This window comes from Candidatus Blochmannia festinatus (nom. nud.), from assembly GCF_059936355.1.
On record NZ_CP012116.1, the window covers coordinates 1 to 19429 of the forward strand.

General features: G+C 26.9%; 17 protein-coding genes. 13 read left to right on the top strand and 4 right to left on the bottom strand.

Annotated features, from left to right (window positions below; all coding sequences use genetic code 11):
- From mnmG to glmU, 10 genes are all read left to right on the top strand, one after another.
- Positions 1-1899 (top strand): tRNA uridine-5-carboxymethylaminomethyl(34) synthesis enzyme MnmG, encoded by a 1899-nt coding sequence (gene mnmG / locus Bfest607_RS00005; protein WP_500838285.1) that lies wholly within the window; start codon positions 1-3, stop codon positions 1897-1899.
- Positions 1900-2258: 359 nt separating this feature from the next.
- Complete coding sequence (gene atpB / locus Bfest607_RS00010) at positions 2259-3080, top strand: F0F1 ATP synthase subunit A (protein WP_500838286.1); 822 nt, start codon at positions 2259-2261, stop codon at positions 3078-3080.
- Between the two features lie 81 nt (positions 3081-3161).
- Positions 3162-3401 carry a F0F1 ATP synthase subunit C gene (gene atpE / locus Bfest607_RS00015; protein ID WP_500838287.1) on the top strand — a complete coding sequence of 80 codons (240 nt, stop codon included), beginning with the start codon at positions 3162-3164 and terminating at the stop codon, positions 3399-3401.
- 64 nt (positions 3402-3465) lie between these two features.
- Positions 3466-3978 carry a F0F1 ATP synthase subunit B gene (locus Bfest607_RS00020; RefSeq protein WP_500838288.1) on the top strand — a complete coding sequence of 171 codons (513 nt, stop codon included), beginning with the start codon at positions 3466-3468 and terminating at the stop codon, positions 3976-3978.
- Positions 3979-4518, top strand: coding sequence for a F0F1 ATP synthase subunit delta (locus Bfest607_RS00025; RefSeq protein ID WP_500838289.1), 540 nt, complete (start codon positions 3979-3981; stop codon positions 4516-4518).
- 30 nt (positions 4519-4548) lie between these two features.
- Complete coding sequence (gene atpA / locus Bfest607_RS00030; RefSeq protein ID WP_500838290.1) at positions 4549-6093, top strand: F0F1 ATP synthase subunit alpha; 1545 nt, start codon at positions 4549-4551, stop codon at positions 6091-6093.
- A gap of 24 nt (positions 6094-6117) precedes the next feature.
- On the top strand, positions 6118-6987 hold the full coding sequence (atpG, locus tag Bfest607_RS00035; protein ID WP_500838291.1) for a F0F1 ATP synthase subunit gamma: 870 nt from the start codon (positions 6118-6120) through the stop codon (positions 6985-6987).
- Positions 6988-7013: 26 nt separating this feature from the next.
- Positions 7014-8414, top strand: coding sequence for a F0F1 ATP synthase subunit beta (gene atpD, locus Bfest607_RS00040; RefSeq protein WP_500838292.1), 1401 nt, complete (start codon positions 7014-7016; stop codon positions 8412-8414).
- A gap of 74 nt (positions 8415-8488) precedes the next feature.
- Positions 8489-8908, top strand: coding sequence for a F0F1 ATP synthase subunit epsilon (locus Bfest607_RS00045; protein WP_500838293.1), 420 nt, complete (start codon positions 8489-8491; stop codon positions 8906-8908).
- A 216-nt stretch (positions 8909-9124) separates the two neighbouring features.
- Positions 9125-10519 carry a bifunctional UDP-N-acetylglucosamine diphosphorylase/glucosamine-1-phosphate N-acetyltransferase GlmU gene (gene glmU, locus Bfest607_RS00050; protein WP_500838294.1) on the top strand — a complete coding sequence of 465 codons (1395 nt, stop codon included), beginning with the start codon at positions 9125-9127 and terminating at the stop codon, positions 10517-10519.
- A 168-nt stretch (positions 10520-10687) separates the two neighbouring features.
- On the opposite strand, the gene mnmE is transcribed toward glmU, so the two are convergent.
- From mnmE to rpmH, 4 genes are all read right to left on the bottom strand, one after another.
- Positions 10688-12103: a tRNA uridine-5-carboxymethylaminomethyl(34) synthesis GTPase MnmE gene (gene mnmE / locus Bfest607_RS00055; RefSeq protein WP_500838295.1), complete on the bottom strand. Its 1416-nt coding sequence runs from the start codon at positions 12101-12103 to the stop codon at positions 10688-10690.
- A gap of 108 nt (positions 12104-12211) precedes the next feature.
- A complete protein-coding gene (yidC, locus tag Bfest607_RS00060) occupies positions 12212-14158 on the bottom strand; it encodes a membrane protein insertase YidC (RefSeq protein ID WP_500838296.1) in 1947 nt (648 codons plus the stop codon).
- A complete protein-coding gene (gene rnpA / locus Bfest607_RS00065; RefSeq protein ID WP_500838297.1) occupies positions 14134-14484 on the bottom strand; it encodes a ribonuclease P protein component in 351 nt (116 codons plus the stop codon). Before rnpA ends, yidC begins: the two co-directional genes overlap by 25 nt.
- A 48-nt stretch (positions 14485-14532) precedes the next feature.
- Entirely contained in the window at positions 14533-14673 is a 141-nt protein-coding gene (gene rpmH / locus Bfest607_RS00070) for a 50S ribosomal protein L34 (protein WP_500838298.1), read from the bottom strand.
- A gap of 244 nt (positions 14674-14917) precedes the next feature.
- On the opposite strand from rpmH, the gene dnaN reads away from it, so the two are divergent.
- The 3 genes from dnaN to Bfest607_RS00085 all read left to right on the top strand — a co-directional run bounded on the left by dnaN (position 14918) and on the right by Bfest607_RS00085 (position 19412).
- Positions 14918-16027, top strand: coding sequence for a DNA polymerase III subunit beta (dnaN, locus tag Bfest607_RS00075; RefSeq protein WP_500838299.1), 1110 nt, complete (start codon positions 14918-14920; stop codon positions 16025-16027).
- 332 nt (positions 16028-16359) lie between these two features.
- Positions 16360-18780, top strand: coding sequence for a DNA topoisomerase (ATP-hydrolyzing) subunit B (gene gyrB / locus Bfest607_RS00080; protein ID WP_500838300.1), 2421 nt, complete (start codon positions 16360-16362; stop codon positions 18778-18780).
- A gap of 209 nt (positions 18781-18989) precedes the next feature.
- Positions 18990-19412 carry an Hsp20 family protein gene (locus Bfest607_RS00085; protein ID WP_500825338.1) on the top strand — a complete coding sequence of 141 codons (423 nt, stop codon included), beginning with the start codon at positions 18990-18992 and terminating at the stop codon, positions 19410-19412.
- The last annotated feature ends 17 nt before the right edge of the window (positions 19413-19429 follow it).

A 19429-nucleotide genomic window follows, 5' to 3' on the forward strand; every position in this document is an offset into this window, starting at 1 on the left:
ATGTCTTATTTAACCAAATTTGATGTTATTGTTGTAGGAGGTGGGCATGCTGGAACGGAAGCGGCATTGGCATCGTCTACGTTACAATGTAATACTTTATTAATTACACATAATATTGATACTCTTGGACAGATGTCTTGCAATCCATCTATTGGAGGTATTGGTAAGGGTCATTTGGTAAAAGAAGTAGATGCAATGGGTGGAATTATGGCTAGCGCTATTGATCAATCAGGAATTCAATTTAGAATATTAAATAGTAGTAAAGGAGCTGCAGTTAAATCAACCAGAGCGCAGGCAGATAAAATATTATATCGTCAAATTATACGAAAATATTTAGAGAATCAGAATTATTTATATATTTTACAGGCATCAGTAGAAGATGTAATTATTAGTCAAAATAAAATAATAGGGGTTGTTATTCCAAAAATAGAAACTAAAATCTATGCGAAATCTGTTGTATTAACAACAGGTACTTTTCTTAATGGGAAAATTTATATTGGTATGAAGAATTTTCATGGAGGAAGAGCGGGGGATTTAGAATCGTCATCCTTATTATCGAAAAAATTACAGGAATTATCCTTAAGAATGAGCCGTCTTAAAACTGGAACTTCTCCTAGAATACATTCTAAAGGGGTAAATTTTGAATGTATGTTTGCTCAACATAGTGATAATCCTGTTCCTGTATTTTCATTTTTAGGATCATCAAAGCAGCATCCTAAGCAAATTCCTTGTTATATCACACATACTAATAGTAAAACACATGATATCATTAGATCAAATTTGCATTATAGTCCTGTATATACAGGATTAATAAATGGGGTTCCCCCTCGTTATTGTCCGTCTATTGAAGATAAAATAACACGTTTTTCAGATAAAGAAGCTCATCAGATTTTTTTAGAGCCTGAAGGATTGACGACATCAGAAATATATTTAAATGGTATTTCAACTAGTTTACCATTTCATATTCAAGTTCAAATTGTACAATCTATTAAAGGGTTAGAGAATTCTCATATATTAAGGCCAGGGTATGCGATTGAGTATGATTTTTTTAATCCTATAGATTTGAAGTTAACATTAGAAAGTAAGTTGATTTCGGGTTTGTTTTTGTCTGGTCAGATTAATGGAACCACTGGTTATGAAGAAGCAGCAGCACAAGGATTATTATCTGGTATTAATGCAGCTAGATATGCTCAAAATAAATCAGGGTGGTATCCAAGACGAGATCAAGCATATTTAGGTGTGTTGGTAGACGATTTATGTACACATGGTGCTAAGGAACCTTATCGTATGTTTACATCTAGAGCGGAGTATCGTTTATCTTTAAGAGAGGATAATGCTGATTTAAGGTTAACTAATATTGCCCGAAAACTTGGTTTAATAAATGACAATAGATGGAAAATTTTTTGTTTAAAACAAGAAAATATTGAGAGAGAATTTCAAAGATTACGAAATACTTATATTTTTCCAAATACTACTGATGCTATGAAACTAAATAGTATTTTGAAATCATCTTTTCTAACTAATAAATTAAATGGAGAAAAGTTATTAAAAAGACCAGAAATTAATTATTCTACTTTACTTCAATTAAGTGTATTTAAACCAGTTATATCGGATAATCAAGTGTATGAACAAATTGAAATTCAAGTTAAATATGCAGGATATTTACGTCGTCAACAAGAAGAAATTAATAAACATTTACGTAATGAAGATACTGTATTACCTATTGATATTAATTATCATGATATTTCTGGATTATCAATGGAAGTAATTGATAAGCTTAATTATTATAGACCCTACTCTATAGGTCAAGCTTCTAGAATTGAAGGAATTACTCCTGCAGCTATTTCTAATTTATTAATTTGGTTAAAGAAACAGGGATTTCTTTTTAAAAAAGAATAGTATCAATTGTTATAGTATGAAGATATTGCATGTAACTTTATGATATAAAGTAAGTATATAAATGTTAACAGGAGTAATTTTTATAATCCTATGTTGAAATAGTTTAAGTATGAAATTGTTTATTATTTTGTTATATGAGGTGATTAATTTTCAATTATTTTAATAGAGAATATTGATAAATGAAATTATGGTTTAATATTATAAGTATTTATTATGTAATGATTATACTTATAGTAAGTATAAGCAATGTTTTATATAGAAATAATATATTTTATGAGTTACGTTTATTAAACATTATATTTAGTTGATTATTATAATTATTTTAATAATAAGCATTGTTAATTATTTAGAGAGAAATTATGTTAGATATTAAAAATTCTACTCAGCAATATATTGAGCACCATCTTCATCATTTACAGTTTGATTTAAAACATTGGAATTGGATAACTTCAGAAGTATCAACATCTTTTTGGGTACTGAATATTGATTCTTTATTTTTTTCTATATTATTGTGTGCATTATTTTTAATAATTTCAAGTTGTATAGCAAAATCAGCAACTTTATATATTCCAGGTAAGCTTCAAACATTTTTAGAATTAGTAATATTATTTATCGATCATTATGTTAAAGATATGTCTTATGGAGTAACAAATAAAATAATTTCTCCTTTATCAATGACGGTTTTTGTTTGGATTATTTTAATGAATGCTATGGATTTAATTCCTATAGATTTCATCCCATGTGTGGCTAATAATATTTTTGGATTTCCTTCGTTGAGAATAGTTCCTTCAGCTGATATTAATATCACTTGCTCAATGGCTTTAAATATATTTATTTTAATGTTATTTTATAATATAAAAATTAACGGTATAACTGGATTATTTTCAGATTTAATATATCGTCCTTTCAATAATTTTTTATGTATTCCTATAAATTTTGTTTTGGAAGTGATCAGTTTATTTTCTAAACCAGTATCCTTAAGTTTGAGATTGTTTGGAAATATGTATTCCGGTGAGTTGATTTTTATATTGATAGCTGGTTTATTACCTTGGTGGTGTCAATGGATATTAAGTGTTCCATGGGCTGTGTTTCATATTTTAATTATTGTGTTACAAGCTTTTATTTTTATGGTATTGACAATCATTTATTTATCTGAAGTACAGACACATTCAAAATTGTGATTTATAATGTAATATCAAAAAAGCAATGAAATCTATTGATAAGAAATAATTATGATAAAAAGAAAGAGGTAAATTATTGTTATGGAAAATTTAAATTTTGATATGTTATATATTGCTGCAGCTATAATGATGGGATTGGCAGCTATTGGAGCATCTATTGGTATTGGAATTTTAGGGAGTAAATTTTTAGAAGGGGCAGCTAGACAACCTGATTTGATTCCTATACTTCGTACTCAATTTTTTATTGTTATGGGATTAGTTGATGCAATACCTATGATTACTGTAGGGTTAGGATTATACGTTATGTTTGCAGTGGTTTAAGTTTAGAATGGTTTTCTATTTTATGTATTGTTGTATTTTATAATAAATAAGTTTTTATGATTTTTTGTGTTTAATTACTATTGGATTTAGTACTGTGAATTTTAATGCGACGATTTTAGGTCAATCAATTTCGTTTATTTTATTTGTATGGTTTTGTATGAAATATGTATGGACCCCATTAATAACAGTTATTGAAAAACGGAGAAAAAGAATTTCTGACAGTTTGGAAGAAATAAAGCAAGTACAAATAAAATGTGAACTTATGAATAATGAAGCGAAGTCTTGTTTAAATCAGGCTAGAATAAAAGCTGAAGAAATTATTAAACATGCTTATAAATACAAAACTCAAATACTGGATGAAGCACGATATAAATCGAATCAAGAGTATAATGAAATTATATGTAAAGCAAAAATTCGAATTGATCAAGAAAAAAAACGTGTTGCTGATGAGTTGAAAAGAGAGATGGGTCAATTCATTATAGAAGGTGTAGAGAGAATTATTGGTAAGTCTGTTAACAATATTATTAGTGATGATTATATTCATAACATTATGAAAAATTTAACCCACGAGGATTAAATGTTTATTTCAGATACCATAGCATATATTTATGCTAAAGCTGTATTTGATTTATCTATAGAACAAGATACTATAGATTATTGGAAGGAATTACTTGAATTATTTTCAAAAATTAGCCAAAATTTTTTTGTTCAATCTTTATGTTATAGATTATTATCTTCAGAAATGATTTCACAAATATTTATTAATATTTGTGAACATTACAAAGAGTTGGATACTTTTAGTAAAAATTTTGTATATGTTGTTTCTGAGAATAATAGAATATTATTATTTTCAATGATTTTTGATCAATTTAATGATTTAAATGATGCATATACAAATTTTTTAAAAGTAAAAATAATTTCAGCTAAAGAACTACATGATAATCAACTTCAAAAAATTTCTACAATTATGACAAAGTATGTGTCTAAAAAATTAAAAGTAACACATTACGTACATGAAAATATTATTGGTGGTATAGTAATCTATATAGGAGATACAGTGATTGATGGTAGTATAAAAGGTCGAATATTACGTTTGCGCAATATGTTACAATTTTAATTAATTTTAATATTAATGGTACAAATTTTTATGAAATTAAACTCAAGTGAAATTAGTGAATTAATAAAACGTCGTATAAGACAGTTTAATATTGAAACTGAAATGCGTAATGAAGGTATTATTACTACTGTAGGAGATGGAATTATATATATATATGGATTGTCTAATGTTATGCAGGGTGAAATGATTGCTTTGCCAGAACACAATAAGTTTGCAATTGCGTTAAATTTAGAACGAAATTCTGTAGGGGCTGTAGTATTAGGATCATATGAAAATATATCTGAAGGGATGTTAGTGAAGTGTACAGGAGATATTTTAAGAGTACCAGTTGGGAAAGAATTATTGGGAAGAGTGGTAAATGCATTAGGTGTGCCGATAGATAATAAAGGTTCAATAAATTGTTCTTGTTATTATCCCATCGAATCTAAAGCTCCTGGGGTTATTGATAGGCAATCAATTAGTGAACCTATTCAAACTGGATACAAATCCATTGATTCTATGATACCTATTGGTAAAGGTCAACGTGAGTTAATAATAGGAGATAGACAAACAGGAAAATCTTCATTAGCAATAGACACTATTATTAATCAACGTTTTAGCGGAGTAAAATGTATTTATGTTGCTATTGGGCAAAAAGCAACAACTGTTGCTAATGTGGTAAAAAAATTGGAAGAATATCGCGCATTAGATAATACTATTGTAATTTTAGCTTCAGCTTCTGAATTGGCAGTGTTACAATATTTAGCACCATATGTTGGATGCGCGATGGGTGAATATTTTAGAGATAATGGAGAGGATGCATTAATTGTATATGATGATTTATCTAAACAAGCTATAGCATATCGTCAGATTTCTTTACTTTTAAGGAGACCTCCAGGAAGAGAAGCTTATCCAGGAGATATATTTTATTTACATTCTCGGTTATTAGAAAGATCTGCAAAAGTGAGTGTTAAATATGTTGAAAAACATACTCAAGGAAAAGTAGTAGGAAAAACTGGGTCGTTAACTGCTTTGCCTATTATTGAAACTCAATCGGGTGATGTATCCGCATTTATTCCAACTAATGTTATTTCTATAACTGATGGTCAGATTTTTTTAGAATCTAGTTTATTTAATTCTGGGATTCGTCCTGCAGTTAATCCAGGAATTTCTGTATCAAGAGTAGGTGGTGCAGCTCAAACGAAAATAATGAAGGTTTTATCAGGAAATATCAGAACTGCTTTAGCTCAATATAGAGAATTAGCTGCTTTTTCGCAATTTTCTTCTGAATTAGATAACACAACAAGAAAACAATTGTGTCATGGACAAAAAGTTACTGAGTTGTTAAAACAAAAACAATACTATACTATGCCTATTGCGCATCAATCTATAGTTTTATTTGCAGTAATTTTTGGTTATTTGGATGATATTGAGGTGTCAAAAATTAGTAGATTTGAGTCTGAGTTAATATCATATTTTAATCGTACTGAATCAGAATTGATCAAACATATTAATATTAATGGTGTATATGATGTTGCTATTGAATTAAAATTTCATAAAATTTTGAAAGAATTTAACTCAAATGAGTTTAATTAATATTTATTTGTATATGATAAGAACATGGAAAACATTAAGGAAGTACGGGACAAAATAAAGAGTATTCGGAATATACAAAAGCTTGCTAAAGCAATGGAAATGATTTCTGCATCAAAAATGTATAAAGCACAAAAACTGATGTTTATTAGTAAGCCATATTCAGATAATATTAAAAGAGTAATCAGTCATATTGCATTGGGAAAATTAGAATATAAACATGTTTATCTTTTAGAAAGAAAAATAAAATCTGTTGGATACTGGATTATATCCAGTGATCGAGGATTAGCCGGAGGATTAAATACTAATTTATTTAAAATATTGTTAAATGATATAAATAAATGGAATGAATTGAATATAAAAGTTAAACTTGCTGTGATTGGTTCAAAAGCTGCTTCTTTTTTTAATTACATTGATAATATTACGATAGTCAGTTATACCTCTGGTTTAGGAGAGGTACCTAGAATATCTGATTTAATTGGATCAGTTAGAATAATGTTAAAATTATATTGTGATAATCAAATAGATTTATTAAATATAGTTTATAATAAATTTGTTAATACATTGACTTATGTTCCTAAAATTTTTCAAATTTTACCTATTCTTTCTAATGCAAATAAAAATAAAATGATGACTAAATATTGGGATTATTTATATGAACCTGATCCAAAAATATTATTGGATATTTTATTAAATAGGTATATTGAATCACAAGTGTATCAAGGAGTAGTTGAAAATTTAGCTAGTGAGCAGTCTGCTCGTATGATGGCAATGAAAGTTGCTTCAGATAATGGAGAAACTCTTATTAAAGATTTGAAATTATCTTATAATAAAATTAGACAATCAAAAATTACTCAAGAGCTCACTGAAATTATTTCAGGAGCTTCTGTAGTATAAATATAAAATTATTAAGGTGTAGTTGTATGAATTTTGGAAGAATTGTTCAGATTATTGGGGCGGTAGTAGATGTAGAGTTTAAGAAAAATGAAGTTCCTAATTTGTATCATGCACTAGAAGTATATATTGATAATAATCATGATGAAGGTAAGAAAAAGATAACTTTAGAAGTAGAACAACAATTAGGAAGAGGAGTAGTTCGTTGTATTGCCATGGAAAGTACGGATGGATTACGAAGAGGATTAGTCGTAATGAATTTAAAAAAGTGTATTGAAGTTCCAGTAGGAAAGAAAACTTTAGGTAGGATTATGAATGTATTAGGAGAGCCTGTAGATATGAAGGGTCCTATTCAAGTAACTGAAAAGAGGTCTATATATAGTCCTGCTCCATTGTATGATGAGTTATCAACAAATCAAGAATTATTAGTAACTGGAATTAAGGTTATAGATTTGATGTGTCCTTTTATTAAAGGAGGAAAAATAGGTTTATTTGGTGGAGCTGGTGTTGGTAAGACTGTTAATATTATGGAGTTGATTCGAAATATAGCTATAGAACATTCTGGTTATTCAGTATTTGTTGGAGTAGGAGAACGTACTCGTGAGGGAAATGATTTGTATCATGAAATGATACATTCAAATATTATTGATAAAGTTGCTTTAGTATATGGACAAATGAATGAGCCACCTGGAAATAGATTTCGTGTTGCTTTAACTGGTCTTACTATATCTGAAAAATTTAGGGATGATGGTTATGATGTATTATTATTTATAGATAATATATATCGATATACTCTAGCAGGTACTGAAGTATCTGCTTTATTAGGTAGAGTTCCATCTGCAGTAGGATATCAGTCTACATTATCTGAAGAGATGGGTATGCTTCAAGAACGTATTGCGTCTACTAAATCTGGTTCTATTACTTCTGTTCAAGCAATATATGTTCCTGCAGATGATTTAACTGATCCTTCTCCTACTACTACTTTTGCTCATTTAGATGCTACTATAGTTTTAAGTCGACAAATTGCTGCGCTTGGCATATATCCTGCAGTAGATCCTTTGGATTCTTATAGTCAACAATTAAACCCGTTAGTTGTGGGGGAAGAACATTATAGTGTTGCTAATTCTGTGAAATCTATTTTACAGCGTTATCAAGAACTTAAAGATATTATTGCGATTTTAGGTATGGATGAATTATCTGAATCAGATAAACTAATAGTATTAAGATCCAGAAAAATTCAGAAGTTTTTATCTCAACCATTTTTTGTTGCTGAGGTATTTACTGGTTTTTCTGGAGCTTATGTGTCTTTACAAGATACTATTTTAGGATTTAAAGGAATTATAAATGGAGAATATGATGATTTACCAGAACAAGCATTTTATATGGTTGGGTCTATTCAGGAAGCTATCAAGAAAAGTAAAAAACTTTAATTTTATTTTTTAATTTTATAAATATTTTAATTATTTTATTGAAGATAGAATATAGTAAGGTGGTATTGTAGTAAATGATTGATTATAATTTTCAATTATATGTAGTTTCTGTTGAAAAAAAATTATTTGATGGAATGATTGATAAAGTTCAAGTTATGGGTGTAGAAGGAGAAATGGGAATTTATCCTGGACATTCTCCTTTAATTACTTTAATAAAACCTGGAGTATTAATAATTTCAAAAGTACTTGATAATGAAGAGTATATGTACATATCAGGAGGAGTATTGGAGGTACAACCAAATGTAGTTACCATATTAGCAGATATAGCAATTAGAGCAGAAGATTTAGATGAAAAAAAAGCTCAGGAATCTAAACGATTAGCAGAAGAAAAAATTAAAAATATGAATCATGGAGATGTTAATTATACTAAGATTTCTATAGAAATATCTAAAGCTATTGCTCAGCTTAGATTAATTAAGTTGTTAAAAAAATAATTTAATATATGATGCATAGTATTGTTTATTAAATTATTAAAAATAAAACGAAACATGTTTTGTTAGATGTATTAATTATACAATACAAGTTATTTATGTATTTGTTCTAATCTTGGAATAAGTAAAAATAAATATCAATATAATTTGAAACTAGTTATTATGTGTGTTTATCTACTACAGATAAACAAATAATATTTTTTGGTTTTAATATAAGTTATGTGGGATAAAAAAATTAATGTGATTATTCTTGCTGCTGGTCATGGTAAAAGAATGTTGTCTGATATTCCTAAGGTTATGCATCAGATAGCTGGGAAGACTATGTTACAACATTTAGTTGATTCTGTGAGTAAGATAGATATACAATTATCATTGTATATAGTATATAGTGATATAAAAAAAATATTTATTAAGCAAAATTGTTTAAATAGTAAGGGAATACCTGTTTATTGGGTGTCTCAAGATATTCCTCAAGGAACAGGACATGCGGTACAACAAGTATTGCCTATGTTGCATGAAGATTCTGAAATTTTAATTTTATACGGTGACGTTCCTCTTGTTTCTGTAGAAACTTTAAAAAAATTGATGTTTATAAAATTAAAGAGTGATATTGCATTATTAACATCTCATGTTCAAGATCCTTCAGGATATGGAAGAGTGGTACGTAATAAATTTGATGAAGTAGTTGATATTCAAGAAGACTCTGATATTACTACTGATGATTATAAAAAAATTAAAGAAATTAATTCTGGTATTTTTATTTCTATGACTAAATATTTGAAGAATTGGCTAGGAATGTTAAAACGTAATAATGTTAAGAATGAGTTATATTTGACTGATATTATAAAAATTGCTTATCAAAATAAAAATAATATTAATACTACAAATCCTATTAATACGTTTGAAGTAATAGGGATAAATAATAAATTGGATTTAATTACAGCAGAACGAAAATATCAAAAAAATCAAGCACAAAATTTGTTAAAATTAGGAGTAACTATATCTGATCCAAATAGATTTGATTTAAGAGGAACTTTGGTATTTGGGAAAGATGTATATATTGATGTAAACGTAATTATTGAAGGATGTGTTTGTTTAGGTAATCGTGTTCGAATAGGAGCGAATTGTATATTAAAAAATGTAGAGGTTGGAGATGATGTTATTATTTATCCATTTTCTTTAATAGAAAATTCTAAAATAAATTTCAAAAGTAAAATTGGGCCGTTTTCTCGGTTAAGACCAAAAACACAATTGGAAGAAAAAACATATATAGGAAATTTTGTAGAATTGAAAAATATTCGATTAGGAAAAAATTCAAAAGTTGGTCATCTTAGTTATTTAGGTGATGCTGAAATAGGAGAAAAAGTTAATATAGGAGCAGGAACTGTTATTTGTAATTATGATGGTATAAAGAAACATCACACTCATATTGAAAATGATGTTTTTATTGGATCTGATAGTCAATTAATTGCTCCTGTTAGAATTGGAAAGAATGCAGTAATTGGAGCTGGTACTACGGTTACTCAAAATGTGGAGGAAGGAAAAACAATAATTAGTAGAATACGTCAATTTTCTATTTCAAATAAAAAAAAGAAATATACTATTAAAAAATAAATATATTTAGTGTATTGAGTTTATTATTTTAGGATAATTAATTAAGGTTTTTTGTTATAGTGAATAACTTAATAATAAATTTTTCATTATATTTTTAAGAGTATCAAGTTTACAGGATTAACAATGATATGAATACTATCATTGCATTTATGTAGATTTATTTATGATTTATTTTCCAATACAAAATGAACTGAAAATTTTTTTTAATAAATCATCAGATGTAGATTTTCCAAAAATTTTATTTAATTCATTATAAGCATATTTTAATTCTTCCGCAAAACAATCATGAATGATTGTGTTGATCGTTTTTAATTGTATTTGAGCAGATAAAAGATGTCGATAAGTTTTTTGTAGTATATGTAAATGTCTTTTTCGAGCGATAAAATTATTTTGATTTTCTCCAATAGAATGAGAAAGATCATATTTTTGTATTTTATGTTTTGCGTTATCATATAGATGTGTTTTTAATAAATCTATGCCAGAATTTAATAATGCAGATACAGTAATATATGTATATCCATTTTTTACATAAATTTCATTTTTTTCTAAACTTAAATCAGATTTATTTCTTACTATAGTAAGAGTGGTGTTTGTATTTCTTTTTAGAAGAATATTTTTTAGATATAATGGTATGTTATTATAATTATTGGAACAAATACTAGAATCTATAACCCATAAAATGTGATCAGCTAATAATAATTCATTTTTAGTACGTTCCATGCTAATTATTTCTATTTCATTAGTACCATTTTCTTGTAATCCTGCAGTATCTGTAATATGAAATGATATTCCATTTAATTGAATAGTTTCATATAAAGTATCTCGTGTAGTTCCAGATATATTACTTACAATAGCTCTATCCATACCTATTAGTGAATTAAATAAACTAGATTTTCCAGCATTGGGTTTACCTGCAATTATTATTTTTATACCATCTCTTAATAAAGATCCAGAGCATGCTAATTTGTATATTTTTTTTGTGTCTTTAATTATGTCTTGTAAAATATTTTTGATATTGTTATACGATGTAGTATCAATGTCTTGATCAGAAAAATCAATAGATGATTCCACATGTATTCGGCAATAGGTAATTTTATTTAGAATACTACGAATTTGGTTAGAGAAGAATCCTTGTAAGGAATTACAAGCCGATTTAGCTGCTTGATAAGAAGTAGCATCAATAATATCAGCTATTGATTCAGCTTGAATAAGATCTATTTTTTCATTTAAAAAAGCTCTTTCAGTGAATTCTCCAGGATTTGCTAATCGTATGTTAGAAGATATTTCCAGAATACTATTTAATAATAAATCTAGGATTATATATCCTCCATGACCATGTATTTCTAGTACATTTTCTCCTGTAAAGGAATTTGGTTGCGGGAAGAATAATGCGATTACTTGATCTATTATGGAGCCTTGTTTATTTCGAAATGGCAAATATTCTGCTGTTCTAGGTTTAGGTACTTTTCCTAGTAATTTATAAGCAATTTTTGGAGCTAATTTTCCGGATATACGTATAACTCCAATACCCCCTTTTCCTAATGGAGTAGAAATAGCAGCAATTGTATCAGGATTATAGTTCATAATATAATGTACGTAATTATCATTATTGATAATGATGAATAATTCTCGATAAATTATATAAAGTATTTTTATTCGAACAAATTTATAATCAATAATGATTAAGTTTTTTCATTTTTGTAATCCTTGTTTTGATAATCCATTATAAATAATTTGTTGTTGAATAATAGTAATAATATTGCTTACGGTGTAATATAGCACTAATCCAGATGGAAACCATAGAAAAAATATAGTAAATGTTGCTAGCATAATTGTCATTATTTTTTTTTGTGCTGGATCAGTGATAGTAGTTGGAGATAATTTTTGTATAAAGAACATAGTGATTCCCATAATTATTGGTAAAATATAGTAAGGGTCTTGTGTTGATAAATCATTAATCCAAAATATAAATTTGGCATGTCTTAGCTCAACTGAATTTGATAGCATATAGTATAATGCTAAAAAAATTGGCATTTGTATTAGTAAAGGTAAACATCCTCCTAATGGGTTTACTTTTTCTTTTTTATATAATTCTATAGTTTTTTGATGATATTGATATTTATTATTTTTATATTTTTTTTGTATTGAGATTAACTTAGGTTGTAACATACGTATTTTTGCTATAGAAGTATATTGCGCTTTGGTGATAGGATACATAACAATCCGAATTATTATTGTAATTAATATGATTGATGCTCCCCAATTGTTTATATAGTTATGAATTAATTGTAATAATTTAAATAATGGTTGAGAAATAAACCAGAACCATCCATAATCGATAACTAAATCTAAGTTAGGTGCGGCTGCTAGTTTCATATTGTCTTGAATTTTAGGTCCCATCCATAGAATTGTTTGAAATTTCTCTTGTTGTCCAGATGAGATTTGTATTAAGTTAGATTTAAATCCTATTGATATATCGTTATCATCAATATAGGTGGTATAAAAAATATTATTTAAAGGAGTAATAGGTAACCATGCTACGACAAAGTATTTTTGTAGTAGTGCAATCCATCCTCCAGAACTGTGAATATTTAAATTTTTATGTTTTATGTCTTTGAAGCTATATTTTCGGTATTTTTCTGTATTTGTAGAATATGCTGTCTCTTCATAATGAGAAGATAATATTGTTTTGTTTTTATCATTTTTTAGTTGAGTGGAAAAACAATTTATTTTTTGTACTAAATTTCCAAATAATTTAATGTATATAGGGTAAATATTAGAGTTTTCTACAGTATGGAATATTTGTATAGAATAATCATTTCTATTAAAAAAATAATGTTTTGAGTAAATAATACCATTAGGGTTGCTATATTTTAAAGTAAATTGTAATGTATTTTTATCATCTTCAAGAATATATTCGTTTTGATTAGTTGTATTTGTATATGGAATTTTTTCATATTGACTATTAGTTTCATTCGAAAGATGTTTATTTATTATTAATCCGCTATGGGCTTGATATTGATATTTATTAGATGAATTTAACAAATGTAATGGTTCTTTAGAATTTAAATTGTCTGAATAATTAGTTAGGTAAGCTTCTTCAATATCTCCTCCGTATGTATTAATTTTTAATAAAAAAACGTCAGTTTGTACTGTAATTATGTTTTTATCTGTAAAATGAGATATATTTTTTTTCTGTGATTTTTTTTGGAGACAAGAATCTGATATTTCAGAATTAAAATATGAATTTTTATAATTATTTTTTATATTATCTGAATTAATATGTTGATGATAATGTTCGATTTCCCATGTTTGCCATAATATAAACGAAATAATTAAAAAAATTACAATAAAAAAATTGTGTTGTGCATCCATATTCACTATATCCTTAGTTTTTTTAAGTTGAAAAGATTTGTTGTTTTTATTATTTTTAAAGATCAAAGGGTGGCATTGTAGTATACGAATACATATTCGACAAATGCCTTTTAGTATTCCAAATTGAAGTATTGAATTAATTCCATATTGTGAACATGTTACAGAAAAACGACAATGATTACCTAGTACTGGGCTAATTATGATTTGGTATATTCGTATTAATAGTATTATGAATTTTATTAGTAGAGTTTGTGGTGATTCCATAATTTTTTAAATTCTTTATTTAAAGAATTATCTTTTAAATAAAGAATTTTATTTGAGTAAACAGTTAATACGAAATCTGAAGCCAATAAATTATGTTGTAATATACGAAAAGTTTCTCGTGCGTATCGTTTTATTTTATTTCGATCATATGATCGATGAATATATTTTTTAGAAATAGATAATCCTATTCTAGGAAATCCTAGCTGATTAGGTCGACTAAATAAAAACATTCCACATGATTTAATAATTTTTTTTTCTTTAAAAACAAGAAGGAATTCTTCAGAATTTAATAATTTTATTTGTTTTGATAAACAGTTTCTATTCATTTGAATACTATTTACTAGTTATAAATATTTGTAAAATTGTATAAATTTTTAAGAAGATACCACTAATCTGCTTCGATTTTTAGATCTACGCCTTGATATTATCCGTCTTCCATTTCGAGTTGACATTCGTGTTCTGAATCCATGTGTTCTATTGCGTTTTAATACAGAAGGTTGAAAAGTACGTTTCATGATGAATGCACACTACTTATTTGCTACGCGGATTATTTAAAACACGGTTCTTTTATAAAGATATTTTTATATTTAACCTTAATTATATAGAACAAAGTTAATAAAGTCAATTGTATTTAATTAAGATTTATTTATTTTAAAATGAGTATTATGATGTCATAAATATGGTATTATAATAATTATTCTGATTTTAGTGTGGGTGCCTTTTATTATTTAATACAAGGAACTAGTTAATTATTTGATTATGAATTTTTGTATTGAAAGACGATCTGTATATCCAATTTTACAAAAAATTATTTCTATCGTTAATAATAGGCCAAGATTACCAATCTTAAAACATTTTTTATTAGAAATTGAAGATAATTGTTTATTTATATCTGTTACTAATTTAGAAATAGAAATTACAGCTCACACTATTTTAGATAAAAAATATATTTTTCAACCTGTTGCTGCGCCGGGTTATAAATTTTACGAAATTTTTCGTAATTTATCAGAATGTTCAAAAATTTTTATAAAATTTAAAAATAATAAACTTTTTATTCATTCTGGATCTAGTAGTTTTATTTTGTCTACTTTATCTGCTTCCGATTTTCCCAAAAAAAACAAATGGAAAGATGATTGCGAATCTCATGTAATTGTATCTCAATTGGTTTTAAAGAAAGTCATCGAGTTAACAAAATTTGCTATGGGATGCAATGACACTCGTTATTATTTAAATGGTATTTTTTTTGAAATTAAAGAATATGTTATTCGAGTTGTAGCAACTGATGGACATCGATTAGCAATGTGTGAAATAGCTATGGATACATTGTTGCCATTGCATTCAATTATTATACCTCGTCAAGGAGTTATAGAGATTTTACGTTTATTAAGTTTTGTTAAGGATTCAGTTAAGATAAAAATTTTTGATAGTAGTATTTGTATAAAAATTGATAATTATATTGTTTATACTAAATTGATTGATTCTGTATTTCCAGATTATAAAAAAGTATTTCCAAATAAACCAAAATTATTTTTTAAAATTGAACGTGTTATATTAAAGAAAGCATTAAAACGAGTATCTATTTTATCTAATGAAAAACTTAGAATTATTAATTTTAATTTAACACATAATCAATTAAAAATAACTGCGCATAACTTTAAACAAGAAACATCAGAAGAAATTTTAGAGATATTATATGAATGTGAAAATATTGAGATATCTTTTAATGTAGATTATTTAATAGATATAGTTAATGTGATAGATAGTCAAATTGTAAAGTTTTTTTTAACGAATTCAGTATCTAGCGTTCAAATTGAGGGAGTTCCTAAACATTATGGAGCAACCTATGTCGTAATGCCCATAAAAATATGATATTAATTTTTTATAATGAAGATAATATATATTGTACTTATTTTTTATGTGTTAAGTTAATATATTGTGCATGCAGTATTATATATAATTAGAAAATTAAGATATAGAGCATATCTACAGATGGATTATAGTGATAATCAGGATATGAATTTTAATTATAATAATATGTAAATTATACTTGTTTATTATAGGGTAGTAGAGCAAATTACTTAATGTAGATGATATGTTTTGAAAAGATATTTATGGTGTATTGATATTATTATTAATAATCGGTTTTATATGTAATACTATAGTTACATTTTGTGTAATTTATTTATATATAGGACAAAATTATGTTAAGTTGTTATGATGCTTCTAGTATTAAGGTGTTAAAAGGATTAGATGCAGTTAAAAGACGACCAGGCATGTATATTGGGGACACTGATGATGGAACTGGATTGCATCATATGGTATTTGAAGTTGTAGATAATGCTATTGATGAGGCTATTGCAGGATATTGTCAAGAAATAGTGGTAATTATTCACCAAGATAACTCAATTTCTGTTAAAGATGATGGACGAGGCATTCCTACTGGATTGCATGAAGAAGAAGGCATATCATCAGCGGAAGTTATTATGACTATATTGCATGCTGGTGGTAAATTTGATAATAATAGTTATAAGGTATCGGGAGGATTGCATGGAGTAGGGATTTCAGTGGTAAATGCATTATCTAAAAAATTAGAATTAGTTATTGAGAGAGATTTTAAAATTTATAAACAGACTTATTGTTTTGGGAAACCACAATCACCTTTATCTGTAATAGGAAATAGTGAAAAAAGTGGAACTACGATACGTTTTTGGCCGAATTTTAAAATATTTACTAATAAAACTGAATTTCAATATTCTATATTAGCCCGGCGTTTTCAAGAATTAGCGTTTTTGAATTCTGGAATATCAATTATTTTGTGTGATCGTCGAAATAATAAAGAGGAAACTTTTTGTTGTAGTGGAGGAATTAAAGCATTTATTAAGTATTTAAATATAAATAAAATACCAATTCATTCTAATATATTTTATTGTATTGGGAATAAAGGTGAAATTAGTGTAGAAGCTGCTTTACAATGGTGTGATTCTTTTCAAGAAAGAATTTATTCTTTTACTAATAATATTCCTCAACGAGATGGTGGTACTCATTTATCAGGATTAAAATCTGCAATTACGCGTACGATGCATTTTTATATAGATAAAGAGGGATATGGTAACAAAAAGACTAAAATTGTTACTCTTGGAGAAGATGCTAGAGAAGGACTTGTTGCAATTTTATCTGTTAAAATACCAAATCCTAAGTTTTCTTCTCAAACTAAAGATAAATTAGTATCGTCAGAAGTAAAGACTGCTGTTGAGTCTTTAATTTATGAAAAATTAACAGAATTTTTTTTAGAAAATCCAACTGATTCTAAAAATATTATAGGAAAAGTGATTAGTGCAGCTCGAGCACGGGAATCAGCAAGAAAAATTAGAGACTTAAGTCGACGAAAAGGATTATCAGATTTTTCTGTTTTACCTGGAAAATTATCAGATTGTCAAGAAAAAAATCCAGTATATTCTGAGTTGTATTTAGTAGAAGGAGATTCTGCAGGTGGATCTGCAAAACAAGGTAGAAATCGAAAAAATCAAGCGATTTTACCATTAAAAGGTAAAATATTAAACGTAGAAAAAGCTCGATTTGACAAGATGTTGTCTTCTCAAGAAGTTATGACTTTAATTACGGCATTGGGTTGCGGGATAGGTCAAAGTGAATACAATTTGAATAGATTACGTTATCATAGTATTATTTTGATGACAGATGCAGATGTCGATGGAGCACATATTCGTACATTATTATTAACTTTTTTTTATCGTTATATGCCTGAAATTATTGAGAGAGGTCATATATTTATAGCACAACCTCCTCTATATAAAGTACAGAAAGGGACTAAATCGAAATATTTAAAAGATGAGGAAGAAATGTACCAATATCAAATATCTATAGCATCTCGTAACGCACGATTTTATTTAAATTCTAATGATACTATTCCATTGTCGGAGCAAAGATTAAAAAACTTGATTTTGGAATATCATGTAATACAAAAAATTATTATAAGGATGGAACGTAAATTTCCTAAAATTTTGTTAAATACATTTATACATCACCCTCCTCTATCTAAAGAGCAATATTCAAGTTATTCAGATGTAAAGATTTGGATGCAATTATTAATTAAATCGTTAAATCAATTTGAAGTATATGGTAGTCATTGTAGTTTTTCAATAAAAAAAGATTGTACAGGAGAATATTTTTTTCCTGTTTTGCGTATACGAACGTATGGTGTAGATAAAGATTATTTGTTAGGAATGGCTTTAACTCAAAGTTATGAATATAAAAAATTAGTTTCTTTTGGTAGAAAAATGAATGAATTGTTATTGTCAGATGGATATATTGAATATGAAGGTCGTCGTAAGAATATAAGCTCTTTTAATCAGGCAATAGAATGGTTGATGAAAGAATCAAGAAAAGGATTGACTGTACAACGTTATAAAGGTTTAGGAGAAATGAATCCAGATCAATTATGGGAAACTACTATGAATCCTCAAAATAGATGTATGTTGCATGTAACAATAAGGGATGCATTGGAAGCAGATAATTTATTTTCTATTTTAATGGGGGATATAGTAGAACCTAGGCGTGAATTTATAGAAACTAATGCGTTAAAAGCTACTAACATAGATTATTGATAGGTAAATTTATAGGATTGGCAGATAGAAAAATTACTTAATATTGTATTATTTGTACTTGCATAAAATAGACTTGTGTAAATTTTTTAGTTAATGGTGTTATTTTAAAAATAAAAATTGTTTAAAGTATTACTGTATGTTAGTATTATTTGTATTTTTAAGTTGTATCTATTTTTTGTTTTAAATATATCTTTAAAAGAGGGGTGTTTATGCATAATTTTGATTTCTCGCCATTGTATGGATCTGTTATTGGATTTGATCGATTAGTAAATTTTTTAGAAATTGGACAGGGTAATGGTAGTTATCCCTCTTATAATGTGGAATTAGTTAGTGAACATAAATATTGCATTTCTATTGTAGTAGCTGGATTTACAAATGATGAATTAGATATTACCACTCATGATAATATGTTAATTGTGAAAGGTACGCATACCAATAACCTTGATCATGAAAATCAAGGTGATAAAAATTATTTATATCAAGGTATTACTGATCATGATTTTGAAAGAAAATTTCAATTAGCTGAGCATATTCAAATAACTGGTGCTAAATTAGAACTGGGAATTCTTTATATACATTTAGTTAGAGTGCTACCAGATATGTTAAAACCAAGACGTATAGAGATAAAATAAATTAAATCTAAATCTAA